Origin of the sequence: Sphaerisporangium sp. NBC_01403, assembly GCF_045040145.1 — a bacterium.
Classification (GTDB): Bacteria; Actinomycetota; Actinomycetes; order Streptosporangiales; family Streptosporangiaceae; genus Sphaerisporangium; species Sphaerisporangium viridialbum.
The window spans coordinates 7,895,982-7,920,440 of record NZ_CP109534.1 but is presented as its reverse complement, the minus strand read 5'-3'; the positions used below and the strand labels follow the sequence as shown (position 1 = coordinate 7,920,440).

The 24,459-nt window shown below is 65.1% G+C and carries 22 protein-coding genes and 3 pseudogenes; 8 read left to right on the top strand and 17 right to left on the bottom strand.

The annotated features are described in order from the left end of the window. Window positions 1–102: 102 nt before the first annotated feature. The 10 genes and pseudogenes from OG589_RS35560 to OG589_RS35515 all read right to left on the bottom strand — a co-directional run. A pseudogene (locus tag OG589_RS35560) lies at window positions 103–459 on the bottom strand (N-terminal phage integrase SAM-like domain-containing protein); the annotation flags it as partial. Then, a complete protein-coding gene (locus OG589_RS35555; protein WP_405142647.1) occupies window positions 459–641 on the bottom strand; it encodes a helix-turn-helix transcriptional regulator in 183 nt (60 codons plus the stop codon). The pseudogene OG589_RS35560 and the gene OG589_RS35555, both read right to left, overlap by 1 nt. Then, a complete protein-coding gene (locus tag OG589_RS35550) occupies window positions 631–1,977 on the bottom strand; it encodes a replication initiator (protein ID WP_405152193.1) in 1,347 nt (448 codons plus the stop codon). The genes OG589_RS35555 and OG589_RS35550 overlap by 11 nt, the downstream gene beginning before the upstream one ends. A 132-nt stretch (window positions 1,978–2,109) precedes the next feature. After that, entirely contained in the window at window positions 2,110–2,232 is a 123-nt protein-coding gene (locus tag OG589_RS35545; protein WP_262845884.1) for a hypothetical protein, read from the bottom strand. Between the two features lie 79 nt (window positions 2,233–2,311). Further along, window positions 2,312–2,668, bottom strand: a complete 357-nt coding sequence (locus OG589_RS35540) for a hypothetical protein (protein ID WP_405142646.1) — start codon at window positions 2,666–2,668, stop codon at window positions 2,312–2,314. 14 nt (window positions 2,669–2,682) lie between these two features. Next, entirely contained in the window at window positions 2,683–3,330 is a 648-nt protein-coding gene (locus OG589_RS35535) for a DUF2637 domain-containing protein (protein ID WP_405152192.1), read from the bottom strand. A gap of 426 nt (window positions 3,331–3,756) precedes the next feature. Further along, window positions 3,757–4,413 (bottom strand): annotated as a pseudogene (locus OG589_RS35530) (FtsK/SpoIIIE domain-containing protein); the annotation flags it as partial. Between the two features lie 286 nt (window positions 4,414–4,699). Further along, on the bottom strand, window positions 4,700–5,038 hold the full coding sequence (locus OG589_RS35525) for a hypothetical protein (RefSeq protein WP_405142644.1): 339 nt from the start codon (window positions 5,036–5,038) through the stop codon (window positions 4,700–4,702). A gap of 325 nt (window positions 5,039–5,363) precedes the next feature. Further along, entirely contained in the window at window positions 5,364–6,566 is a 1,203-nt protein-coding gene (locus OG589_RS35520; RefSeq protein ID WP_405142642.1) for a helix-turn-helix domain-containing protein, read from the bottom strand. Then, complete coding sequence (locus OG589_RS35515; RefSeq protein ID WP_405142641.1) at window positions 6,563–6,871, bottom strand: putative quinol monooxygenase; 309 nt, start codon at window positions 6,869–6,871, stop codon at window positions 6,563–6,565. The genes OG589_RS35520 and OG589_RS35515 overlap by 4 nt, the downstream gene beginning before the upstream one ends. 152 nt (window positions 6,872–7,023) lie before the next feature. Between OG589_RS35515 and OG589_RS35510 the strand changes: the two genes are divergently transcribed. Next, window positions 7,024–7,428 carry an ATP-binding protein gene (locus tag OG589_RS35510; RefSeq protein WP_405142639.1) on the top strand — a complete coding sequence of 135 codons (405 nt, stop codon included), beginning with the start codon at window positions 7,024–7,026 and terminating at the stop codon, window positions 7,426–7,428. A gap of 505 nt (window positions 7,429–7,933) precedes the next feature. Here the strand turns inward: OG589_RS35510 and OG589_RS35505 are convergent. Continuing rightward, entirely contained in the window at window positions 7,934–8,845 is a 912-nt protein-coding gene (locus OG589_RS35505) for a hypothetical protein (protein WP_405142637.1), read from the bottom strand. A gap of 682 nt (window positions 8,846–9,527) precedes the next feature. Here OG589_RS35505 and OG589_RS35500 point away from each other — a divergent pair. From OG589_RS35500 to OG589_RS35490, 3 genes are all read left to right on the top strand, one after another. After that, window positions 9,528–11,882, top strand: a complete 2,355-nt coding sequence (locus tag OG589_RS35500; protein ID WP_405142636.1) for a tetratricopeptide repeat protein — start codon at window positions 9,528–9,530, stop codon at window positions 11,880–11,882. A gap of 253 nt (window positions 11,883–12,135) precedes the next feature. Further along, window positions 12,136–12,531 carry an HAD family hydrolase gene (locus OG589_RS35495; protein WP_405142634.1) on the top strand — a complete coding sequence of 132 codons (396 nt, stop codon included), beginning with the start codon at window positions 12,136–12,138 and terminating at the stop codon, window positions 12,529–12,531. Beyond that, window positions 12,532–12,672: an HAD hydrolase-like protein gene (locus OG589_RS35490; RefSeq protein WP_405142633.1), complete on the top strand. Its 141-nt coding sequence runs from the start codon at window positions 12,532–12,534 to the stop codon at window positions 12,670–12,672. A 234-nt stretch (window positions 12,673–12,906) separates the two neighbouring features. Here the strand turns inward: OG589_RS35490 and OG589_RS35485 are convergent, their stop codons facing one another. Then, complete coding sequence (locus OG589_RS35485; RefSeq protein ID WP_405142631.1) at window positions 12,907–13,764, bottom strand: abortive infection family protein; 858 nt, start codon at window positions 13,762–13,764, stop codon at window positions 12,907–12,909. Between the two features lie 159 nt (window positions 13,765–13,923). On the opposite strand from OG589_RS35485, the gene OG589_RS35480 reads away from it, so the two are divergent. Beyond that, window positions 13,924–14,589, top strand: a complete 666-nt coding sequence (locus OG589_RS35480) for an HAD family hydrolase (protein WP_405142630.1) — start codon at window positions 13,924–13,926, stop codon at window positions 14,587–14,589. A 252-nt stretch (window positions 14,590–14,841) separates the two neighbouring features. On the opposite strand, the gene OG589_RS35475 is transcribed toward OG589_RS35480, so the two are convergent. Further along, complete coding sequence (locus OG589_RS35475; protein ID WP_405152191.1) at window positions 14,842–15,189, bottom strand: group II intron maturase-specific domain-containing protein; 348 nt, start codon at window positions 15,187–15,189, stop codon at window positions 14,842–14,844. Window positions 15,190–15,291: 102 nt separating this feature from the next. Here OG589_RS35475 and OG589_RS35470 point away from each other — a divergent pair, with 102 nt between their 5' ends. Both OG589_RS35470 and OG589_RS35465 read left to right on the top strand, forming a co-directional pair. Then, on the top strand, window positions 15,292–15,831 hold the full coding sequence (locus tag OG589_RS35470) for a winged helix-turn-helix domain-containing protein (protein WP_405142629.1): 540 nt from the start codon (window positions 15,292–15,294) through the stop codon (window positions 15,829–15,831). Beyond that, a complete protein-coding gene (locus tag OG589_RS35465; protein ID WP_405142628.1) occupies window positions 15,741–16,388 on the top strand; it encodes a transposase in 648 nt (215 codons plus the stop codon). The genes OG589_RS35470 and OG589_RS35465 overlap by 91 nt, the downstream gene beginning before the upstream one ends. Window positions 16,389–16,413: 25 nt before the next feature. Here OG589_RS35465 and OG589_RS35460 read toward each other — a convergent pair. After that, window positions 16,414–17,258 (bottom strand): IS5 family transposase gene (locus OG589_RS35460; RefSeq protein WP_405142627.1). Its coding sequence is split into 2 segments (ribosomal slippage): window positions 16,414–17,183 and window positions 17,183–17,258, totalling 846 coding nucleotides; the frame shifts between segments, so codons are not numbered across the junction. A 78-nt stretch (window positions 17,259–17,336) separates the two neighbouring features. Then, window positions 17,337–18,374, bottom strand: a complete 1,038-nt coding sequence (gene ltrA, locus OG589_RS35455) for a group II intron reverse transcriptase/maturase (protein ID WP_405142626.1) — start codon at window positions 18,372–18,374, stop codon at window positions 17,337–17,339. 1,023 nt (window positions 18,375–19,397) lie between these two features. On the opposite strand from ltrA, the pseudogene OG589_RS35450 reads away from it, so the two are divergent. Further along, a pseudogene (locus tag OG589_RS35450) lies at window positions 19,398–20,768 on the top strand (ATP-binding protein); the annotation flags it as partial. Between the two features lie 1,689 nt (window positions 20,769–22,457). On the opposite strand, the gene OG589_RS35445 reads toward OG589_RS35450, so the two are convergent. After that, complete coding sequence (locus tag OG589_RS35445; protein ID WP_405142625.1) at window positions 22,458–23,294, bottom strand: ABC transporter permease; 837 nt, start codon at window positions 23,292–23,294, stop codon at window positions 22,458–22,460. Then, window positions 23,291–24,316: an ATP-binding cassette domain-containing protein gene (locus OG589_RS35440; protein ID WP_405142624.1), complete on the bottom strand. Its 1,026-nt coding sequence runs from the start codon at window positions 24,314–24,316 to the stop codon at window positions 23,291–23,293. Before OG589_RS35440 ends, OG589_RS35445 begins: the two co-directional genes overlap by 4 nt. Between the last annotated feature and the right edge of the window lie 143 nt (window positions 24,317–24,459).

Here is a 24,459-nt window from a genome sequence, read left to right as displayed (position 1 = left end):
CTTGCAGCATTGGCCTTTGGAACAGCACCGCTGCTTGGGTACCGGCCGCTTGTGATCCTTTCTCTGATCGCAGCAGGTACACAGCGTGGCCAACTCGTTAAGCCAGGTCTGTACGTCGCGCACCGTGAGTTTGTCGAGCCGCTTCTTACCGAGGCCGGGCACGATGTAGAGCCGTACGAGCGGTTCGTAGGCGACGTAGGTCGTCGGCTCCCGGTTCGGCTCGATCACTTCCGACAGCCAGCGTGAGAGGTAGGCAGCCAGCGTCGGGTACTTCGTGGCCACCGGCCCCTTGGCCGCCTCCCCGTGAAGCTTGAGCCACTTCTCGTGGGTCTCCTCGCGGGTCTTGCCGTAACACCACTTGCGGGTCCTCTTGCCGTCCGGTGTGGTGACCCAGACGTAGCCCGCGTACCCGGTCTTGTAGGCGAAGATCGAGCCTTCGCTGTTCGCGCGCTTGGCCATCAGGCCGCCTCCTCACAGCATCGGGTCACGTAGGCGTCCAAGGCGGATTCCGGGATGCGGCGGCAGCGAACACCGACCACGATCGAGTCGAGTTCGCCGGCGTTCATGAGCTGGTAGAGCGTCCAACGGCTGACCTGAAGGACGGCCATGGCCTGGAGGACGGTGAGCAACCTAGGAGTCATGACCACCCCGGGAATCGACGAGACGAGTGCTGGTCAGAGCAGCGGCGAGGAGCCGTTCGCCGGCCGACAGTCCCCGCCCGGCGTAGTCCCAGTGCGAGGTGACGAACACGGTGTCCTCCTCGAACAGCGGGAGGCGTCCGGTGCTGATCTGTTCCGCGCGCATGTGGTCGGCGCGAGCGGCGCGCAGGTCGCCGAGGGTGGTGGAGTAGCGCCGTGACTTCGTGGAGAAGTGCCCGCGGAAGCCCAGCATGTGAGCCCATTGGATGAGCCTGAAATCGGCCAGCTCGTCGCGGACACCCAGGCGCAGGCATTCGGCGATCAGGCGCCGGGGATGGTCGCGGATCGGCAGGGCGGTCAGGTCATCAAGGAGGTTGACGCGCCGGTCGAGTGTGCCGACGCATTCGGCCGCCTTGGTGGCGTACTTGGCGATGTAGGCGGCAACGGCCTGTTCGGAAAGGTCACCACTCATGGTGATCTGCCGGACGTCGAGCTGAGCGCCCCACTGAAAGATTCGTATGCGTTCTCCGAAAACGTGCGGGACCGTCACGGCGACCGCGGAGGCGGCATGCCGTACGGCGTCCGTCATGAGGTCGGCCGTCGCCCAGGCCGGGGGAGCCGTGGCCGGTCCCTCCGGGCCGTCGAGCCGGATCACGGCGTGGAAGTGAACGACCCCACGTCGCTGATACTCGGCCACCTTGGCGAACGAGATGACGGCCTGTTGCTTGAGGTCTCGCTGGGTCAGGCCGGCGTTCTTGGCGATACGTCTGCGCAGGGCTTGGGTGAAGCGCCGCCACAGCTCCGGCGACATGGCGTTGAACAGCACCGCGCCCGTGTAGTCGTAGCACTCTGCGCACAGTGGTTCGCCGAGGCACGGTTCGTCGGCTCCGTGCCTTGTAGTGCAGGACATGGTCCGGCCGTGCGGGCACGTCCCGGCGTCGCGGCGAGCGTGGCAAGGCAGCGTCTTGCCGTTCTTCTCGCGCCGGACATGCACCGAGCCGAAGGACGGCGCGGTGAGGGTGACGAACAGGCACGGGTGAGCGCTCACCGAGTCCGGGACGCCCTTGCCGCCGACCAGGCCGGCGCGGACGAGTTGGTAGGTGTCGGCCCGGTAGGTCTCGGCGCAGGAAGGGCAGCGGGTCGCGCGCCTGGTCTTGCAGGCCACCCGCAGTATGCCGTCCGGCTCCAGGTGGGTGCTGTATCGGTGCAGGAGCGTGCCGGTCGCGGGGCCCCAGTGTTCGACCTTGCCGCGCAGGTGGATGGGCTGTTGGCAGCCACCGGTCCGGCGGATCTGGGCGGCCCAGCGTTCGTAGTGGGGATCGCGGAGCCGGGCGATCATCCCGGCTATCGCGTGTGGATCGGTCGGGTTGGGCAAGATGGGTTCCGTCCTGTGCAGAGTGATCTGTGAGGGATGGCCCCCGGCGTGGCGCGGAACTTGGCGGTTGTGTGGCCACGCGGGGGGCGCTTACGGCTAGGCGCCGTGGTTGTCGATTCCGAAGCCGTCGCAGTCGCGGCAGGTGTCGGCCATGCTGTCGACGCCGGTTCCGCCGCAGGTCGCGCAGCGGTAGTGGACGACCGGAAGCGGTTCGGTCATCGCTTGTTGGGGGGTCTGCTGGGCTGGCGTGTGCTGTGGGTGGTGGTCGAGGTGGGCGCCCATGGTGGTGGTCCCTTGGTCAGGTGGTGGGGACGGTCGTGTGGTCTGGGGTGACGCAGCCGTGGTAGCTGCTGAAGGCGTCGTGCCTGGCGCGGGCGTCGGCGAGGATGGCGAACGCCTCGTAGCGGACCGGGCCGAAGTGCAGGGCGGTCGAGTAGTGGTCGTGGGCCAGGGCGCCGGGGTCGATCGTCGTGCCGCACAATGCGGCGATCCGGTCGATCTCGGTGCACATCTGCGCGTCGGCGGTGCGCTCGGGGAAGTAGGCGATGGTGGTGGAGTGCCGGGGTACGGGGATGTTGGGGTTGGCCTCCAGGAAGGTGGCCAGGTGGCGTAGTCCGGTGATGAAGGCCGTGCGGTGGTCGGGGTCGAGGGACATGGGTGGTGCTCCCTTCATGAGGTTTCTGGTGCGGTGCGCAGGTGGTGGAGGAGGTCGGTGGCGAGTTGGGTGGACACGCCGAGCCGGGCGCGCAGCAGGTCGAGGGTGATGGGCTTGCCGTGTTTGGCGTTGTGCTCGTCGATCAGGCGCCGGGCGTAGTCCAGGAGCGCGGGAGAGGGTTGGGTGACGTCGCCCTGGCCGCCATCGGCGACCGGCGGGAGCACCGGTACCGCGGTGGTCTGCGCGGCGACGGTTGGAGCCGGGGAGGGTTCGGGGCGGGGGCCGGTCGCGCGTCGTTCCAGCATGGAGACGGCGACGAGGAATGCCGCTGCGGGGGTTGCGGCGGTGAGCCAGCCCCACACCGAGGGTTCGGCCTGGTGGAGGTTGGCGGCCAGGGACAGGACGATCCCGGCGACCAGGACGCAGGTGGGCCAGGACAGCGGGCCGGTCCGGTGGCGTCCGGTCTTCTTGTCGCGTTGGCGTTCGCGGGCGGCCATGACGCAGGTCAGGTCGACGCACACGGCCACCGCCCAGGCCATCGGGCCTGTCTGCCCGTGCTCTACAGCGGTCTGTCGTACGTGGGAGAAGGAGCCAGCACCGGCGATCAGCGCCAAGACGATGACGGGACCGGAGTCCAGCAGCCAGGAGGCCAGGCGTCGCATGCCGGTCAGCCCTCCAGGACGGCGGTTTCGGGATTGAGGAACTCGGCGAGGTCGGCATCGCTCAACTCGGCGCAATAGGCACCGGCCATGACTTCGGCCCAGGACGGTGAGACCGGCGTAGGTGCGGGTGGCGACTTCGGCGGCTTGCTCGGAGACGTAGAAGGAGCGCGCCCGGTACCACTGGCCGTCCTGGCCGGCCACGATCGCGACGCCGGGGGTTTCGGAGGCGATGGCCCGCGCGGAGACCAGGGCCGCGGGGTCGAGGTCGCCGAGGGTCATGGTCGCGGTCTCGGGATCGTTGACCCGGTGGCAGATCCGTCCCGAGCACTGGGCGCGTAGCGCGGTCACGCCGGGGCCGAGGTCGGAGCCGATCCTTTGGCCGCAGCAGAACAGGTAGATCCCGAACGCCCGTCCGAGCTGCGCGACCCGCAACAGCGCTGTAGAGGTCTTGGCGATCTCGTCTTTCTCGGACTTGTCGGCCATCAGGTACAGCTCTGCCAGCTCGTCGACCAGCACCACCACCGGGACCGGCCGCCGGGCGCCGGATAACTGCCAGATGTTGCGTGCTCCGGCCGCGCGGCAGGCGGCCATCCGGTCCACCATCAGCGAGACCAGGTCGTCGAGGAGGCTCACGCATTCGACGCGGGAGGTGGCCAGGGCCGACAGGCGAGGCTCGTACGGCGTGAACTCCACGCCGCCCTTGAGGTCGAAGCCGACCATTGCCACCGGTTGCGGGGACAGGCCGATGATCAGGGCATTGGCGAGGTTGGATTTCCCCGATTGGGTGGCGCCGGCGTTGAGCCAGTGCGGGACGGTACGGAAGTCGATGACCCAGGGAGAGCCGGTCTCCAGCCGGCCGACGGTGACCTTGAGCAGTTCGGTCGAGATGGGGAGTTGGTCGATTCGGATCAGCGGGTCGCGGATGGTCGCGGCCAGGGTGACACGCCCGCGTTTGGTGGAGGAGACGCGTACGGCGTGGACGCGCCAGGAGTGCGCGAGCCGTTCGGCGACCTTGGTGTAGTCCTCGGGGATCTGGCCTTCTAGGAGGCGGATGGTGACGCGCCAGCCGTGGCGGGTCGGCATGGGCAGCCACATCCACGGTTTGGTGTCGACCGCGACCCGCTGGAGACGCCGTTTGACGCGGACCAGGCCGGTTGAGGAGATCAGTCCGGGGACGGTGGTGAACCAGAAGCGTTGCCGCTTCTTGGTCAGGCCGCAGCCGAGGGCGACCTTGCGCCAGGTGAGGCGGACCGTGATGGCGGTCAGCGGGTAGCCCAGGCACAGCCAGAAGGAGCGGTAGTGCCAGCGGCGCCAGGCCCAGAGCCCGGCCGCCGAGGCGGCCAGGACTCCGAGGGTGAGCAGGAGATGGTCAGACACCGCGAGCCTCCGCGGTGACGGCGGCCAGGAGCGTGGTGGCGCGGTAGGCGATGCCCCAGCGTCCCGACAGTTCCCACACGTAGCCGACCAGGCCGACAGGCTTGACCTCGTTGCCGGGGAACACCGAGGGCTCTCCGACGACGCCGATCTTGACCAGTTCGATCTTTCCGAAGGCGTCCTCCACGGAGAACAGCACCTCGTAGACGGTCTGGCCGGTGGCCTTATCGGTCTTGAGCTCGCCGGTCTCCTTGTTCATGATGCGCGGGCACGGGGCCTTCACGCAGATGAACTGGAGCCGGGAGACGTCGACCGGGATGGGGATGTTGCGCATGCTGAATACACCTCTCGTCGGCCTGCTGAGCAGGCGTGGGGGACGAGGGAGATCACGCGCCGTCAGAATCCGGAGGCGATAGCATCGAAGCGCCAACTAGGGTGCTGACCGCATCCGGCCTGGGCGGGTCTCCCGCTCAGGCCACTTTCATGTGTGGCCCGTTCCGCTCCGGGGTGAGCGGTCTTTCTGTTTCGGCCCTGAAACGCAGAAGAGCGTTTGCGTTGGGCTGTTACCTCCTGTCCAGGAGAGCTTCAGCGACAACACAAACGCTACCTCGCACCGCGAGTATCTGCTAGTACTTTTAGTATTAGTACACGTACTTTTTCTACACTCCGATCCGGTCGGCGAGTTCCCGCAGCTCAGGGGAGGGTGGGTCTTGCATGGTCAGCAAATCGGACACCAACTGGTAGGTGATTCGGTGGTTCCGAATCTGCTCCGGAGTGATCGTCTCCGCCTCCAGCAGTGCGGACACGGCCTCTTCGACCTGACGACGCTGCGCGTGAGCGCGAGCCAGGTCGACATGAAGCCGGGCGCGTCGCTCGGGAGACAACACCGAGGTGTCCACCGCCGTCCCGACGCGAAGCGCGTGACCGGCATCGCCCAGCTCGACCCCCACGGCCACCTCATGAAGCGTGACGTTGGCCGGCCCGAACTCGGTGTTGTAGTCGTTGCGCCCTTCCCCGAGCCGCTCCGCGACCTCACGAGCCCGCGCCAGATGCTGGTAAGCGGTATCGGCCTCGTTCAACCGGGACGCGGCCACGGCCCGTTGCAGGGTAAGACCACCCCACAGCGACATGGCCTCGGGCTTCCCCTCATCGACCATGAACCACAGCGCCTCGGAAGCCGTCCGCGCCGTCTCCTCCACCTGGTCGAAGTGGCGCGCCCCTAGGAAGACGAAGCCGAGCCGGAAAGCGCCGGCCGCCATCATCAGCGGGTCGCCCGCTCGTTCCGCCGCGACGATCGCCCGGTCGGCGGCGATCCACGCGGCCTCGGGCTCACCGAGCTTGGCCAGCGCCGCCGAGCACGCTTGATAGGTCGCCGCCAGCAGTTGGAACAGCTCCGCCCGCCGCTCCTCGGGAGCCGAGCGGGCAGCGGTCTCCAGCGCGGGCACCAACCCGCGCAAAAGGTCGGCCAGCTCGACATACCGGCTCTCGTGCGTCAGCTCCCACGCCCGATCGACCCGCGGCTTGATCTCGGAGGTGTCCGGGACGGGCGCGGAGTGCAGCATGGCCCGCAGCGAATGCGCCCCCGACAGCACCAGGCGCAGACTCGCCGTTCCTGGGATCTCCTCAGCGGAGGCCGCGACCACCGGCGCCTCCGCCGCCAGCTCCGACAACGGGATGTCCAGAGCCTCGGCGACCTTCTCCAGGACCGACATCCGGTCGACCTTGCGCACACCGCGCTCTACCTGGGAGATCCACGCCACCGACCGGTCGACCAACCGCGCCAGCTCCGGTTGCGACAGTCCCCGCCGCTTACGCTCCTGGGCGATGCGCCGGCCCAGCGCTCGTTGATATTCGGTGCTCACCCGGCCGTTCCCTTACCGGTCTGGAGCGACAGCCAGTCGACCTCGACCGAGGCCAGCAGCTCATCCCGCGCTGCGAGGAACCGCCGGGTGTGCTCCTGCTCCTCGTGGGTGTCGAACGCCGCCCGGTCCCGGTACAGCTCGTAGAAGATCCTCAGGAGCGGCTGGCCCTCGACCAGGTGCGATGCGTACACCAGCGTCCCCGGCTCACCCTCGCGGATCTTCTCGATGGTCTCGCCGACCAGTTGATCGAACGCCGCGGCGCTCGCCTCGTCCTTACAGGTGAACCGGACCACCAGACCGAACATGAACTCCTCCTTCGTCGCAGCCTCTACCAGAGCAGTACTTATTGTGCGTGGCAAGTACCGCAAGTGGCTTGCACTCTAAGTACTGTACTCGTACTTTAAGTACCAGGCATAGATGCAGTGCCCTGACCTGCTAGATCGCGAGGTGAGCCCACGTGACCGCACCAATCGACAGCCATAAAGGCACCGAAGAATGGCACCAGACCTTCCTCGGAAGAGTGGAACAGGTACGCGCGGTCCGCCGCTTCGTCAAGACCCACCTCCCCGACCACCCAGACGCCGACCTCATCGCCAGCGAACTCGCCACCAACGCCGTCGAACACACCCGCACCGGACAACCCGGCGGAATCTTCACCGCCACCGTCAAGCACCACCCCGACGGCACCGCCCACATCGAGATCGCCGACCAAGGCGGCCCCATCGCCTTCGGCATCCGCACCCCCACCCGCGAAGGCGGACGAGGACTCCACCTCGTCACCGCCCTCACCACCGCATGGGGAGTCAACGGCGACGCCGCCGGCCGAATCGTCTGGGTCCGCCTACCCCCACCCACCCCATGAGCACCCCGGGACCAGCCTTACAAGGCCTCCGCCAACGCTTCCCCCGCTGGGCCATCCTCTACAACCCCTTCACCTACCGCTGGCACGCCCTCCACGGCCGCTCCACCACCCTCACCGCCGACACCCCCCAACAACTCGCCGAACGCATCGTCCGCCACCAAGTACACCAACGCCTGCGCAGACCCCAACCACGGCAATGAGCGACGCCAGCACCAACCGGCTAAGCGCCGGACCAGAGGCACCCGACGGCCCTGACATCTTCAAGATCATCAGAGCCCACGTGCTTTGTCCTACCTCGGTTGATGCTTGACGCTTCGGCCCCGCCTGATGCTTTACATAATCACGGCGATGCTGGCGACACTTCCTCTTCTGCCGAAGAGAGTATGCGGGATTGGACCGAGGATTGCAGCTAAGAGCACATGGGTGGCGGGCACGCCGGACAGAATTCGTTACTATTAGGGTTAACTACTGAGCGTTTAAATTCGGGGGTGCGCGTCGGTGCACGTCACTCGTGGATCACAATCTGATCGACGTCTTCAGCGTCTTCTTCCGCCTCGCGTACGTGAATCCTCTTGAACACCTCCTGCAGCTCCTCGACGACAACTTCTTTGTCCCCGATTCTGGCAATGTGGTAGTTGAAAAAATCTGCAGACGAGTGACAGAAAATTGGAGCGACAACCTCGCTTAGTATTGGCAGCTCCTGACGCGTGTAATACGTAGCGATATCAAGCATCATCGAAGCCCATCGAATTTTCCGGAATAGGCTCAGCACCACGCCTACTGAAGGCTCGTATGTCGGAAGCGCCAAGTCCTTCATCACCCTCTCCCCGGTCCATTCGAGCCCGCGGTCGACCAGTTCCGATCCGATTGCTTCCGCCATCGCTTTCTTGATCGAGATCAGCTCGCGCACTTCATCGGAGACCGAAGACCTCGCAGCAAGGGCGGACCACTCGTTGTAGGTGTTGACCTCTGCGTCGCCGTTCCACAGCGAGTCCAGATGCTCGTACCGCCCGGCCCCGTTGGCGAACCGCTCGACCATGTTCGTCAGATCGGGATCGAGGCCATCCAATGGTCGGACGAGGTACTTCGCCTTATGCATCGAAACACCGGGGCCTGTCGGGGTCAAATCCCCCACGGCGTCTAGCAGGTTCCCAATCTTGTGTGAGTAGCTACGAAGATTGGGGAACTTTCCGGTGGCTGCATACACATTGCAGGCGATAGCCAGCTTACACAGGCGCTCCAGGCCGGACGAATACGAATGCATCCCGACGTGAAGTGCGTAGTTCAAGTCCGTGCTGCCCCACAGGAACAGGTCGGGCTCGGTCGGGACGGAGCACAGCCGGCGAAGCCCAGTCACGGTCAGTTCAGTCGCGAACTGGGTCTCAGCAACGAGACTGTTCCAGATGGTCTGCGTCATCTAGCCCTTCAATCCGAGCTGAGCCGAGTCAAGCACGTTCCGCAGCGTGCGAGCGGCCACCTCCTATCCGAGCGTACGACGGAGCGCTCGTCGCGGGCGACCGTATTACAACTACACCGGTAGGCGTGACGACGAAGAGGTGGCTCGGCACCGTCGGCCGATGGCCACCAAACGCACTAACCTGCCGCGAGTCGCACCCGCGGCCCACTCAGGATTGATCATGTCAACCATCAACCGAGGCCGCAGTGTCAAGCACCAGCCGAGGTAGGACGAGAGCCCACGTGCTTCCGGATGAGAACTTTCTCTACGTCTTTAAAGGCGGCCCGCTGCGCGGCCCGCCGGGCGCGCCGGACGGCCGCGTGCCCGGCTGCGGCTCTCCGGCCGGTCCGGGCACGCACCGCCCCGCGCGCCCGAGAGGCCGGCAGAAGTCACCACTGAAGACCGTGACGATCGCCCACTACGGTTCTCGCCACACTGGTCGGGGCGATCGGCTGCCGCGCGGCTTCCGGTGCTCGGGCCTAGCGGCCCTGCGCTCCGGGTCCGCTTGCCATCGAAATACCGAAGTACCGTCCCGGGACACTTACTGATCTGGCAAGCTCGTCACATATACATCAGCATCGACATGACGAGAGCTTAGTCTATGAGCACAGGACGACGGCCTGAGAGCCGGGTTTTCCTAGTCATGATCGGACTAACGGCTGTCGCGGCGACGCCAACTGTCCTGACAGTCATCAAGGTTACAAACCTCTGGATTCTAGGTGGAGCGGCGACGGGAGCAGCAGTGTTACTGGTGCTCGCAAGCTTTTGGCAAGATCGCTACAAACGCATCATCTCCTCTCAGGATGAGGTGGCGAAAAAGCTTAAAGACGGCTGTCTCACTCTTGCTAGTGGCAAACTTCCCAAAGTGCGTCAGATCACAAATCCAATCACGCTGGGAGTCCACCCTTCCATCCCCCTCACCAATGCCCGTGAAAGCAAATCACGAGTCCCGCCTTACATCTCTCGTGACATAGACCGGGAATTATGCTCGAGGATACTTGAGGGTGGCTTCGTACTAATAGTGGGGGACTCTACTGCGGGGAAATCGCGAGCCGCGTTCGAAGTAATGCGCGGCGCAATACCGAATCATACGTTGATCGCACCTCACAGCATAGAAGCACTTCAGGCTGCAGTGCAACATGCATTACGATGTAGAAACGCAGTCCTTTGGCTTAATGACTTAGAGCGCTACCTGCGTCAAGGCGGTCTATCCAAAGAAAATATTGCTGCTTTGATCAGTGCGAAAAGTCTCTCGCATGTTGTTCTTGCCACCGTGCGTTCGGTTGAGCAAGCACGTCTCTTGGACGAGCACATTGATTCAGATGCACCCGGCGGGCGAGATGGGCGTGAAGTGCGAGAAGTGCTTGCGCTGGCACACCAGGTTCGGCTCTTCAAACGGTTCAGCAGCGAAGAAATCGCGCGAGCTAAAGGTCTAATAGCGGACCAGCGCATCGCCATGGCCTTAGAGTATAGGAGCGAATTCGGGATAGCAGAGTACTTAGCGGCTGCACCCGAGCTTGCACGCGCCTATGAAAACGCGTGGGATATCGGGGCTAATCCGAGAGGTGCGGCGCTTGTAAGTTCCGCTATTGACTGTCGAAGGGCGGGATTTCTTAGCCCGATACCTAGAGCTTTGTTGGAGCAACTTCACGAGGGATGTCTTTCTAAGGCAGGGGGGCAACGACTCAACCCCGAGTCTCTCGAAGAGGCCTGGCAATGGGCAACGCGACCAAGACAGGCGACGGCAGCCTTGCTGTCGATAGTATCCACCAGGCAGGACGTTGCAGTATTTGACTACTTGGTAGACATGAAGCAATCTGCACAAGAGGGTCAATGGTATGCGACGGAGACATTTATCAACACATCGTTAACATATGCATCCGCTTCCGACTCATTAGCACTTGGAGAGCATGCCTACTGGGGGGATCATCACCTCGCCAGCCAAAAGGCGTTCCGTAGAGCCCTAGCGTTGTACGAGAAGGTCGGAGACCTAAAGGGACAGGCACACGCCTTGAAAGGGCTAGGCAATATTTCTCACAGTGCCAAGAAATATGATCATGCTGTGAGAATGTTTCAACGGGCATGGCAGCTATACGAAGCCGCGGGGGATTCTAACGGTCGGGCTGAAGCGGCGCGAGGGCTGTGTGCCGTAACTGCCTGCGGCGACGAGTGGCAACGCACGACTGAAACTTATATAAATATCAAGGACTTATTGTTATCCATAGAAGACCGGTTTGGTTGCCTATACATATGGAATGGCGTCACAGATTTGCTCGCTCACGGAGACGAAGACGGTCCATATGCTGAGCTTTATGCGGTCGGCGCCATCGTGCAAGAGGAGATTCAAACATGGTTTACGAAGCAGGAGGAGGAGGTCTGCGCTAACCACCGCCGATCTGACCTCAAGGCGCGAGTGTATGCACAAGTCTACGATCTTTACGAGGTTATAGAGGATTGGACCGGGCAAGCGTATGTGAATAATGCGTTAGGCGACATAGCTTTAGAGGAGGCAGGTTGGAGCACTGCCGCACAGCACTATGAGGACTCCTGGACTTTCTATAAAAAGTCCGCCACCGAGCTATTGGCAACAGATAAAGAGATCGTTGGAAGATCCCGATTAGCTCGCTCATGCAAAGAATACAATCGGATTGCATCCGACTATCACAAGACTGAAGATCCGCTAGATATTGAAGACTGGCGTAGAACTGAAGAGCAGATCCAAGTCTTACGAAAGCTTTCCCAGGCGGCGGCGAATCTCCGGTACGCTATCGACAACGTTCGGGTAGCGTCAAAAGGCATCGAAGCAACGTTAGTAGATGAGAGTATTAGGCGCTTGGGTTCATCGATTTCAAAGATGCAAGCGCGACTTCTTGCTGAAAGCAATGGAACCGATCTATTAGAGCGCTTGAGGCGTATCGAACTGGACATAGAGGCCTCATCTCTCTCTTCCGTCTTGTCTCAGTCATTTGATGGCGAGTGCGATGGTGATGGTTTATGAAATCCAGATGTCGTCCAGGGCCAGACACACACCCTATGTACGTCTACTTTTCTACCCATAAAACCCGTAGAGCAGCGAGCATGCTGGAGGGCCCCACCGGGAAGGCGGCAGTATAGGACGGGCAGCCTCATAGGAGCAGTTCATGCAACGGCTCGCCCTCTTCGACTTGGATAACACCCTTGTAGACCTTGACGAGGCGTTCCTGGTATAGGTCGAGAGGTTCGCCGACGAGCATGCCTTAGGAGCCGACGCGGTGGACTGGTTGGTCGCTCTTGACCGAGACGGCGTTCCGCACCGTGAGGCGTTCTTCGCCAAGCTCCGCGAGCGCTTCATGCTGCCTGAACCGGTCGAGGAGCTGTGGCGCCCCTACCGGACGCGCATGCCGTACCTCGTGCGCTGTCGGCCTGAAGTCCTGGACGGCCTAGCCCGGCTACGGGCAACCGGGTGGCGCGTTGCGACCGGGTGGCGCGTTGCGATCGTGACCAATGGGACGGCAGACAACCAACTCGGGAAGATCCAGCAGACGGGGTTGGCCGAGGCGGTAGACGTCTATGCGTTGTCGGGAGTCGAAGGCATTCGGAAACCCGACGTTGCTCTGTTCGAGATTGCGGCCAAGCGGTGCGGCTTAACCCTCGCCGGGGGCGGTTGAATGATCGGAGACAATCGCATCGCCGACATCGCCGGCGGACGTGCCGCGGGTCTCCAAACAATCTTGATCGGCCGGAGTACCTGCCCCGGTGTCGACCACCAGGCCGACCACGTGGTCACCGGATGTACTGCAAGCCATTGAGATCTTGCAGTCGATGGAGGTTGACGACGGCAAGATCTGATAGCGGTGACAGGAACGTCGGCCGCCAGGGCATGCGGAGTAGTCGTAGGCGAGACGCCCAATATGCGGGCAATGATCAAGGGCCCGAACTACAGCGACAGAGGCGTTTCGGCAGGTCAAAGGCAGATGCGACAGTGAGAGACACTGCTCTCCTAAAGCGGGTGCCACAGTGAGCGCCCTAACCGACCGCTCGATTCAGGCGTGAGTCTGTTCCATGCGCCATGGTGCTTTGGGGTCAGTAAGGGTGTCCAAAAGAATCTCGCACCAGGTTGCCGCAGCGTTAACTGCGAGTCTGGCATGCCGTGGTCCCAGGCCGGAAGGTGCACTGAAGCGGCCGTGCCCGGTTCCGTAACGGTTACGCATTTCGGCGACACCAATGGCCAGTGATGAGAGGCTTCCTAGCACACGCTTAACCGACTCGGCATTATCGGGATCTCCGGACCTGTTTTGCTGTTGGCTAGGGTGCAGCAGCAGGGCTATCTGAGCCTGCTTGATTAGCTCTGGGAGATCACTTCGCTCGTTTACCGGCTGCGCCCGCTCTTGTAGCACTACCTTCGCAGTAGCCTCAATGAGTTGCTTAGCCGCTCCAATAGCATCGTCGGGATAGTCTGCGACAACGCGCCGAATGCGCTCCAACTCGGAACGGATCCCTGAGGATTCCGACAGCTCATCCAAGTGCAGCCGTAGTCCATGCGGGTGCAGGGCTAGAATCCGCAATTGTTCGTCGACCTGATAGCCGTCGCGGGCGAGACCTTCTCGTATATCGGTGAAATCGGGTTCGCTGTCACCGCTCTCACGTTTGGTCCTTCGCAGCATACTCTCAAGTACGCGTAGCGCACGTTCGACGGCAGACACGTCGGTCCAGTCGACGCCGCTCGCGTAGGAGTCGAACGTTCGGCGGCGGACGCTAGTCTCGTCTGAGGTGAAATCAGGGACCGGCGCGAAGTGCTCGTTCTCCCAGTACTCGGTGATTGCAGGCTTGAACAGGTCCGTAGCCAGCCGGCGGAAGGCGTTCCGGGTGGTCCTGCTGATCAGATCAGGTCCTCGACTCATGACTCCGACCTTACGACCGACCGGAATCGGCCACATCTATTTATTCGATGCGGCATCCGACTGCAGGCGATGCCAAGGGTAGTTGCAGCTCACAGCCTCCAGGCTAGCCATGAGATCACCGCTCTCCTACGAGATTGCGCAGCTTCGTAGGATCGCTTCGTGCAACGACTCGCGCTCTTCGACCTGGATAACACCCTTGTGAACCTTGACGAGGCGTTCGGGGTGTGGGTCGAGGAGTTCGCCGGCGAGCATGGCTTGGGGTCCGAAGCTGTTGGCTGGCTGATCGCTCTTGACCGGGAGGGCTTCCCTCACCGAGAGGTTTTCTTCGTCAAGATCCGTGAGCGCTTCACGCTGCCGGATTCGGTCGAGGAGCTGTGGAGCCGCTACCGGAGGCGTATGCCGTACCTCGTGCGCTGTCGGCCCGAAGTTATGGACGGCCTGACCCAACTACGGGGGTCCGGGTGGCACGTGGCCATCGTGACTAACGGGACGGCGGACAACCAGCTCGGGAAGATCCAGCAGGCCGGGTTGGCCGAGGCCGTAGACGCCTACGCGCTGTCGGGAGTCGAAGGTATCCGCAAGCCCGATGTCGCCCTGTTCGAGATCGCGGCCAAGCGCTGCGGGATGACTCTCGCCGGAGGCGGTTGGGCAATCGGTGACAACCTCACCACCGACATCGCCGGCGGACGCGCCGCGGGTCTCCGGACGATCTGGATCGACCAGAGCACCTGCCCCGGTGTCGACCACCAGGCCGACCACGTGGTCACGGACGTACTCCAAGCCATTGAGATCTTGCAGAAGAGGGGAGACGGCGGCTCGCCGTGACAGCAGCGGTGACAGCAACGTCGGCCACCAAGGGCATCCGGCGGCAGCCGTACACCACCCTCTGACCTGGGTCTCCGGCACGGCAGCAGGGCGGTTGTTCCGCCTGAAAAGCGGACGGTCACTGTCACTGCTGGTGAGGTCGAGCCGAGGCGCGGTATCGATCCGACCCGTTTCCTCGGCTCGCCTCCCGAACCGGACGTGCGACTTTCACCGCATCCGGCTCTCCACAGATCCCGTTGCGGGGATGGTTCGTCATGCCGTGTGTGGCCAGGGTGAGGGGATCGCGGTTCCCCGGTAGCGGTATCGGGTGGTGCTTACCGCTTGCGGGTTGAACAGTGTCGCCTCGTTGGTGCTCGGCCACCAGCCTTGTCGGCAGTACTGGCGTCGTAGCTGTCTCCAGGGGAGGCGGCGGTGTTTGCGCCGGATCCACCCGAAGACCTGCCGCCAGAGCACGTGGCTGAGATAGCCGAACGTGGCGCTGGAGACGCCAGGCCGAAAGTAGGCCGTCCAGCCCCGGAGCATCTGATTGAGCCGACGCACCAGGACCGGGAACGGCATGTTGACGTCCTTCCAGCACCAGTCTTTGACCTTCGCCGTGATGGCGTGGAGCGCCTTCTTGGACGGGTAGGTGTAGACGTACCGAACTTAAATGGGCCTTGTCGGATAGCTGACGACCGCTGATTCGTCGGTTACGACGAGTGTGTGCGATACGCGCAAGGTGGTGGGTTCACCCCCCAGGAACAGCAGCGTCGTGAGCGGGTACGGCTGGAAGCGGCCGGGATGTTCGCGCAGGGAGACAAGAACGCGGTGATCGCGCGCAAGCTGCGAGTCACCGAACGGTCGGTGGAACGGTGGCGGCGCGCCTGGCGCGAGGGTGGCGCACAGGCGTTGCACTCTCAAGGCCCGCCGTCGCTGCCCAAGATCAGCCCGTCGCAGTTCGCCCGTCTGGAGGCCGAGCTGGAGCGCGGCCCGCTGGCGCACGGCTACGCTGACCAGCGCTGGACGCTGATGCGGATCAAAACGCTGATCGGCCGGATGTTCCACATCGGCTACACCGTGCCGGGCGTGTGGCTGCTGCTGCGGCGCAACGGCTGGTCCTGCCAGCGGCCGGCACGGCGTGCGATCGAGCGAGATGAAGCAGCGATCGAGGTATGGAAGAAGGAGATCTGGCCGCAGGTGGAAGATCGGCGGCGGCCAAAGGCGCCTGGATCTGCTTCGAAGACGAAGCGGGCCAAGGCCTGAGGCCGCCTCGCGCTCGTACCTGGGGCCGACGCGGGCAGACCCCCGTGGTGCACATCCGCGCCGGCGGCACCGGATACGTCTCCATCGCCGGGATGCTCTGCTACAAGCCCGGGCAGCGGTCCCGGCTGATCTACCGGCTGCATCTCTACCGCCGCCGCAAGGGCGAATCCAAAAGCTTCGCCTGGACCGACTACCGCGACCTGCTCCTCCAGGCACACCAGCAGCTCGGCGCCCCGATCATTGTGGTCTGGGACAACCTCAACCGGCACCTGGTCCCACAGATGAGGGCGTTCATCGACGAGCACGAGCAGTGGCTGACCGTCTACCAACTGCCTTCCTACGCCCCCGATCTCAACCCCACCGAAGGCATCTGGTCACTGCTCAAACGCGGCCCCCTGGCCAACCTCGCCGTCGCCGGCCTGCCCCAACTCGTCCGGATCGTCAAACGCAGCCTGAAGAAGATCCAGTACCGACCCCACCTGATCGACGGATGCCTCATCCAGACCGGCCTGACCTTGGCGCACAACCCAGCCGAAGCGCTCGACATCCCGAATTAAAGATCAGTAGAGGGTGTCTGAAAAGTCATGATCGCGTTTCCGCGAGACGGTGCAGGAGCAGCATGCAGGTTGCGGCGTAGATGACGCTTTCTGAGGTTGCAATCAGGTATTCGTAGTCCTTGGATAATCGCCGGTAGCGGCCCAGCCAGGCGAAGGTTCTCTCCACGACCCACCGTCGCGGGACCACCGCAATGGCTGGTAGCTCGCGCGGGGGTGTGCCGGCCTTGGCCCAGGTGCGTCGGTTGCCTCCGTCGCGGCGCACCACGATCTGCACGGTCATCCCCAGGACATCGCGAGCCCAGTCGATGAAGCGGCTGCCGCGGTAGCCCTGGTCGGCCCATAGGTGCTCCAGCCGGGGGAACCGTTGGGCGGCGTGGCTCAGCAGCACCATCGCCCCATCGCGGTCGCCGGCGTTGGCCGGGCTGACACACGCAACCAGCACCAGGCCGAGGGTGTCGACCAGCAGGTGGCGCTTGACCCCCAGCACCTTCTTGCCGCCGTCGTAGCCGTGCAGGCCACCCCGCTCGGTGCCGCGTACGCTTTGGCTGTCGATCACACCTGCGCTGGGAGTGGGATCGCGGCCGTGGCGCAGGCGTTCCCGCTCCCGCAGCACCGTCAGGATCTGCTCCCAGCGGCCTTCGTCGCGCCATTGGCGCCAGTAGTGGTACACCGTCTGCCAGGGCGGGAAGTCGTGGGGCAGCAAGCGCCAGGCACAGCCGGCGCGCAGCCAATAGGCGATCGCGTTCACTATCTCCCGGCGGGCATGCAAGGCAGGGCGGCCACCGCTTTTGGGGCGGGGATCAGCGGCTCCAGCAGCGCCCATTCCTGGTCAGTGAGATCTGTGGGGTAGGGCCGTCGGTGTCGAGGCATGGGGGAACCTCCCCCACCAGCACCTCACAACGATCACCAGCTTGGCAGTCACCAAAACGCCAGCTTTTCAGACACCCTCTAGTGCTGGTCTTTGGTTCCTCGCTTGCGGTGACGTTGGATGCGCCACCCCAGGAAGTCCAGTCCCTGGGTGATGTGCACGACGTGGGTCTTGTCGGCTGCAAGCCGTAGCCCCAGCGGTGAAAGAACCTCCGCTATCTCCTCCAGCAGAGCCTCGGCGTGCTCCTTTGTTCCGGAGACCACGACCACGAAGTCGTCCGCATACCGAATGAGCCGGTAGTTGGCCAGTCCTTGGTGGCGACGCCGTCGCCTGCTGAAGTAGTCCCCGATCTGGGCGGCGAAATGGTCGTCCAGGGTCGAGAGGGCGACGTTGGCCAGCAACGGTGACAGAATCCCGCCTTGAGGGGTTCCGGTGTCGGTGTTCCTTCGCACGGTGTCCTCCCCGAGGATTCCCGCTTTTAGGAACGCCTTGATCAGCCCGAGCACCCGCTTGTCGGTGATCCGCCCGCGTATCCGGTCCATCAGGGCCGGATGGGAGATCTCGTCGAAGCAGGCCGCGATGTCCGCTTCGACCACCCACTCATAGGAGCGAGTGGTCAAATACTGCACCTCGGACACCGCGTCGTGCGCGCGCCGGTTCGGGCGAAAACCGTAGGAACACGGCTGGAAATCCGCCTCGAAAATCGGCTCCAACACCAGCTTCAAGGAAGCTTGGACCACCCGGTCGGTCACGGTCGGGATTCCTAACCGGCGGCGCTTGGCCGTTCCCGGTTTGGGGATCATCCGCTCACGCACCGGCAGCGGCCGAAACTCTCCGCCCTTCAGGTCAGTCCGAACTCTGGCCAGAAACTCCTCCACGCCGATACGGGCTTGGATGGAGACGACGGTCTTGCCGTCTACTCCGGCCGTGCGTGCCCCCTTGTTGCCCCGCACTCGATCCCAGCCCACCATGAGGAAGGCCGGGTCACACACCAGGTTGAAAAGGTCGTCGAACCGGCGACCGGGATTATCGGCCGCCCAACGGTGCAGTTTGGTCTGGATCTCCAGTACCCGGCGTTCAGCCCGAAACAGGGCTGTGTCCAGTTCATCGATGTTCACCGACGCACTCCCGGCATTCCAGCATCCTTCCTGCGGATCTGCTGGTCTCCTTCGCCATGCAGGCGGCTTTCCCGCCCTCGGACTACTACGAGACCTCCGTCCCGCCCCACGGCCGTTAGTCGGCGACGGACCTGCCCCCGGCTTCGGCCTGGCCGACCGAAGCGAGAAGCGACCGCGGGCGGTTCCCACGTTCACCACGTGACCGATCGACGAGGGAGGCGCCCAGCTCATGCCCCGGCAGCATCGCCACGCCTACGCCGCAGACCTTCAGCGTGGCCTCCCCACCGGCGCTGTCGACCGGCTTCGGAGTTGACCACCCAATGCGGTGGCCACGCGCTGCACACCGGCCCATATCCACCAGGTTGGAGCCGGCACGGGCCTTACGGAGCTTTAGCACTGGTTTCTCGCGTGCACCTTCTCGTCTTGCTAGAGGAGCCCAAGCCATCTGGTAGTTCTGGCCCGTCTCCCCGTTGTCAGGGCTGCTTTCCACCCTCCCCGGCATCCCCCGGTTCAGGCTGCCCTCAGCTTCACCCGGCTGCTGCGACAGCCAGGCGGTGGAGTCCTTCCACCTCCACTCGGTCACACAGCGCCTCGTGGCGCACTACAGCAGCCCGTACAGCAACACCGCCTCACAGGATCACACGCCATCACACGGCATCTACCGCTTGAGCAGGCGGAAAAGCGGCTGAAGAGGGGGCCGCCCTTCCCTACGGATCAGAAGGTTACGGGTTCGACTCCTGTCGGCCGCGCTCACGCTAGAAGGCCCGTCACCAGGGAAACCTGGGACGGGCCTTTGTGTTTGTCCTAACAATGTTGGGATCTTGCTAACACCTTTTCTTGGGCTTGATCTCGATCGCGTGGGCCTCGGTCCACTCGTCGAGACACACGCGGTCACGCTCCTCAAATGCGACTCGTCCGTAAGCTGAGGGTGTGTCCCCCGCACTGGTCCTGCTCGATGGCGTGCGCTGGCAGGGTGCGCGCGTGGTCGGCGATCGCGCGCAAACCCTGCTGGCCGTACTCGCCATGCACGGGCGTGCAGGGCTCAGTGACGAGCGCCTGGTCGAGGAGTTGTGGCCCGACGAGGCGCCGGCCAACCCGACGAAGGCGCTGCAGGTGGTCGTCTCGCGGACCAGGGCGGCGACCTGCGCCGACGTCGTGGTGCGGCTCCCGCGTGGTTACCGGCTCGGGCTGCCCGCCGGTCAGGTGGACGCGCTGCTGCTCGGCGCGCTGGTGGAGCAGGCACGGGCCGCACTGGGCGAAGACGACATGGCGCTCGCGCGTCGCCGCGCCGAAGAGGCCATGGGTCTCGTGGCCGGCGGCTTGGATGGCGCCACGGGCCCACTCGCTGAGCTGAGGGGCGTCGCCGCAGGGTGGGTGGCCGAGGCGCGACGGGTGGCGGCGATCGCGCGGGGCCGGAGCGGCGCTCACGAGGGCGCGCTGCCGCTGCTGGAGGAGGCCGCGGCCGATCGGCCGCACGACGAGGAGCTGCTCGCCTGCCTGCTGCGTAGTGAGGCCGCCGTACGAGGTGCCGCCGCCGCTCTGGAGCGCTACGGGCGGTATCGCGCGGGTCTGGTCGCGCGGCTCGGCACCGAACCAGGGCCTGAGCTTGCCCGCGTGTACGCCGAACTCCTCGTCGCCGATCGGCCGGTGCGTGAGGGCATCCTGTTCGACGGTTCCTCGCTGCTCGGCCGCGACGGCGACATCCGTGCGGTACACGCCCTGTTGCAGACCAACCGGGCGGTCTCCATCATCGGCCCTGGCGGGCTGGGCAAGACGCGGCTGGCTCATGTCATCGGCAGGAACGCCGCGCAGCCCGTCGCTCACTTCGTCGAACTCGTCGGCGTCTCCTCGCCGGAGGGCGTGGTGGGCGAGGTGGGCTCGACGCTCGGGGTTCGGGACTCGGTCAGCGGGCGTCGTGCCCTGACCGCCGAGCAGCGCTCCGACGTTCGCGCCCGGATCGCCCAGCATCTCGACCAGACTCCGGCGCTGCTGATCCTGGACAACTGCGAGCACGTGATCGAGGCTGTCGCCGATCTGGTGGCGTTCCTGACCGTGACGACCCGCGACCTGCGGGTGATGATCACCTCGCGCGCCCCCTTGTCGATCCCCGCCGAACGCGTCTACCTGCTCGGCGAGCTGCCCACGGGCGACGCGGTGGAGTTGTTCCGCCGGCGCGCCACGGCCGCCCGCCCAGGTGTGCGGATCGACGAGGGAGTGGTCGAGCAGGTCGTCGCCCGCCTCGACGGCCTGCCGCTCGCGATCGAGCTGGCCGCGGCCAAGGTGCGGGTGATGTCGGTGGAGGAGATCGCGCGGCGCCTGGCGGACCGGTTCGCCCTGCTGCGCGGCGGGAACCGTACGGCCCCCGACCGGCACCAGACGCTGCTAGCGGTCATCGACTGGTCGTGGAATCTGCTGGACGAGCCAGAACGGCAGGCGTTGCGGTGGTTGTCGCTGTTCGGCGACGGTTTCACGCTGGCCGCGGCCGAGCACGTACTCGGCCCGGACGCCCTGCACGTCGTGGACGTGCTGACCGAGCAGTCGATGGTGAGCGTCCGCGAGACGACTTACGGCCTCCGCTACCGGATGCTGGAGACCGTCAGGGAGTTCGGGCGGATGCGGTTGGAGGAGGCCGGCGAGGAGGCGCCCGCTCGGGCGGCACAGCGGGCCTGGGCGACGGCGTACGCTCACGAACACGCCTTCGAGCTGTTCAGCCCGGCGCAGTTCGCGGCGGTCGACGCGTTGCACGTCGAGGAGAGCAACCTCGCCGATCTGCTCCGGCAGGCTCTCGGCGAGTCCGATCCCATTACGACGGTCCAGTTGCTGGCCGGCGTCGGCGCGCTGTGGTCGATCCGTGGCGATTATTCCCGGATCCTCGTTCACTGGGACGCGATCACCCAGGTGATCACCGGCTGGGTGCCGCCGCCGTACCTCGTCGAGGTGACCAGGGCCGCCATACTGATCACGCTCATGAACACCGTGATCATCACCGATCGCCGTGGCGATCCGTTGCGCGATCTCCTCCGTACGCTGCCCACCGGTGACACGACGGATCCCCGCTTGGCGGCGATGGCCACGGTGCTGCTCGCGTGCGACGCGGCCGACGGCGCCGAGGTACGCCGCCGGCTGGCGGAGTTGTGCCGGAGCACCGACCGTGACGTCGCCTTGGCGGCGACGCAGATGAGTGTCCACGTCTTGGAGAACGCGGGTGACGTGACCGGGGCGATCGAGGCCGCCGAGCGGACGCTGACGATGCTCCGCGAGGACGAGGGGCCGTGGTTCGCCGCGATCATGCACGCCGTGCTGGCCCACCTGGTCATGCAGCTCGGCGACCGCCGGCGGGCGGTCGGACACGCGCGGACCGCCATCCCGGTGCTGAGCCGGCTCGGCGCCACCGACGACGAGACCCAGCTACGCGCGGTGCTGCTGACCTCCGCGCTCGCCGACGGCGACCTCGACACCGCGGAGACCGAGCTAGCCGAGATCACCCGGATCAACGACAACGAGGCAGTGCTCGGCGGGATGGCGATCGCCTCGTTGTGCGCGGCCGAGCTCGCCCTCGCCCGCGGCGAGACGGCCGCCGCGCTCGCGGAATACCGCCTGGCCGTCCAGCGGGCACGCGATCTGCGCCTGCCCGGAGTGCCGCGCGCGGAGTTCACGCCGTGGACGATGGTCGCGGTGTCGGTCACTCTGACGGCGTACGCGTACCACGCCCCGCCGGAAGACGTCCGGTACGGCGAGGAGTTGTTCTCCGCCGTCCGGGGCTACGACCTGCTGGGCGCGGAAAACCCCGTCCTCGACTACCCGCTGTGCGGCTCGATGCTCTTCGCGCTCGGCGCCTGGGGGTTGCTGCGGGGAGCCATGGCCCCCGGCGACTCGATCGGGTTGCTGGTGCTGGCCGAGCGGTTCGCGTACAACAGCAGCATGCCCAGCATGACCTTCGAGCGGATCGAACCGTACGCGGAGCGGGCGGCGCCCGGGATGATCGCGGCCGGGCGGGCCAAGTACGGCGATCGACGCGGCTCCGACCTGCTCGACGAGGCGCGGAGTCTCGTCGAGCAGGTTTCCGGCCGTGACGGACGGAGGTCACATGTGCCGTTTGTAGCTGCGTACCGACAGCGGCGCGAAGATCGCGATGACGATCAGGCACGCCAGGAGCGTCCAGGCCACCTCTCCGCTGACGAGGGCGTTGTTGGCGAGGTCGCGGGCGGCCGTGACCAGGTGTGAGACCGGGTTGATCCGGACGAACGCTGCCAGCCAGCCGGGCAGGGTCTCGACGGGGACGAACGCGTTCGACAGGAACGTCAAGGGGAACAAGATCATCATGGAGATGCCCTGCACGGCCTGGGCGCTCCGGGCGATCGTGCCGACCCAGGTGAAGACCCACGCCAGCGACCAGCCCGTGATGATCGCCAGCAGGATCGCGGCGAGCACGCCGCCCGCTCCGCCGCCCGGGCGGTAGCCCATCACCAGACCCATGCCGAAGGTCAAAGTGGCCGCGATCGTGTAGCGCAGCAGGTCGGCCACCATCGGGCCGGCGAGCGGCGCGATCCGGGCGATCGGCAACGACTTGAAGCGGTCGAAGACACCCTTCTCCATGTCCTCGCGGAGTTGCGTGCCCGTGGCCATGCACGTCGTCAGCACGGTCTGGGCGAGGATGCCGGGGATCATCAGGGGGAGGTAGCTCTGCACGTCGCCGGCGATGGCGCCGCCGAAGATGAAGGCGAACATCGCGGTGAACAGGATCGGCTGCAGCGCCACGTCGAAGAACTGCTCCGGGTTGCGGCGCATCTTCATGAGCGCCCGCCACGCCATCATCAGGGTCTGGCCGAGCGTCTCCCCCATGGAGACGCGCCGCCGGGCGGCGGCCACGCGGTCGGCGGCCCGGACCGCCTCGCGGGCGGGTGCGATCATAGTGCTCATCGGTTCTCCTCCACGCCGGTCTTGTCGTCCCCGTCCGTTTCATGGCCGGTGAGGGCGAGGAACACCTCGTCCAGGCTGGGCTTGGCCACGCTCACCGAGGAGATGGACACTCCGGCGGCGCGAAGCGCGATCAGCACGTCCGCGGCCAGGTCGGCCTGGTCGAGGGCGACGTTGAGGCGGCCCTGCTCCGGGCCGAGGATCGGGTCGGAGCCGAGGACGCGCCGCACGACCTCCACGGCGGCGGGCACCGCGCCCGGCTCGGCGAGCAGCAACTGGAGGGCGGAGTTGCCGACTGCGGTCTTCAACTCGTCGGGGGTGCCCTCGGCGACTTTGCGGCCGTGGTCGATAACGGCGACGCGATCGGCGAGCTGGTCGGCCTCGTCCAGATATTGCGTGGTCAGCAGCACCGTGCAGCCATCGGCGACCAGACCGCGGATGGTGTCCCACATCTGGCCGCGCGTGCGCGGATCGAGACCGGTGGTCGGCTCGTCGAGGAAGATCAGCGGTGGCCTGGTGATCAGGCTGGCCGCCAGGTCGAGGCGCCGCCGCATGCCGCCGGAGAACTGCGCGATCGGTTTGCCGGCGGCTTCCTCCAGGCCGAACTGGCTCAGCAGCTCGGTGGCGATGCGCCGGGCGCGCGGCGCGGCGATGCCCTGCAGGCGACTGAAAAGCCAGAGGTTCTCGCGGGCGGTCAGGTTCTCGTCGACCGATGCGTACTGTCCGGTGACGCCGACGAGCTGGCGGATCACGTGCGGGTTGCCGGCCACGTCGACCCCGAAGATCTCGGCGCGGCCCGCGTCGATCTTCAACAGGGTGGCCAGCATGCGTAGCGTGGTGGTCTTGCCGGCGCCGTTCGGGCCGAGGACGCCGAAGATCTCACCTGGGCGTACGTTCAGGTCGATCCCATCGACGGCACGGTGCTCGCCGAACGTCTTCACCAGCCCTTCCGCACGTACGGCCAGATCAGCGCCCCCGTCGGGGGCCGGGCCGCCCCCGGTTCGTCCGAGTTCTGTGATGCTCATGGCCTCACTCTCGGTGGCGCCGGTTTCACGGCACCCTCGACCGGGTTTCACCGGTTGCGGGGAGCTCTGCCGGATACGTTCCTCCGCCAGCCGGGCGAAGCGAGCGAAGCAAGCCAGTTCACCAGGGGCGATCGGGGCCTTAG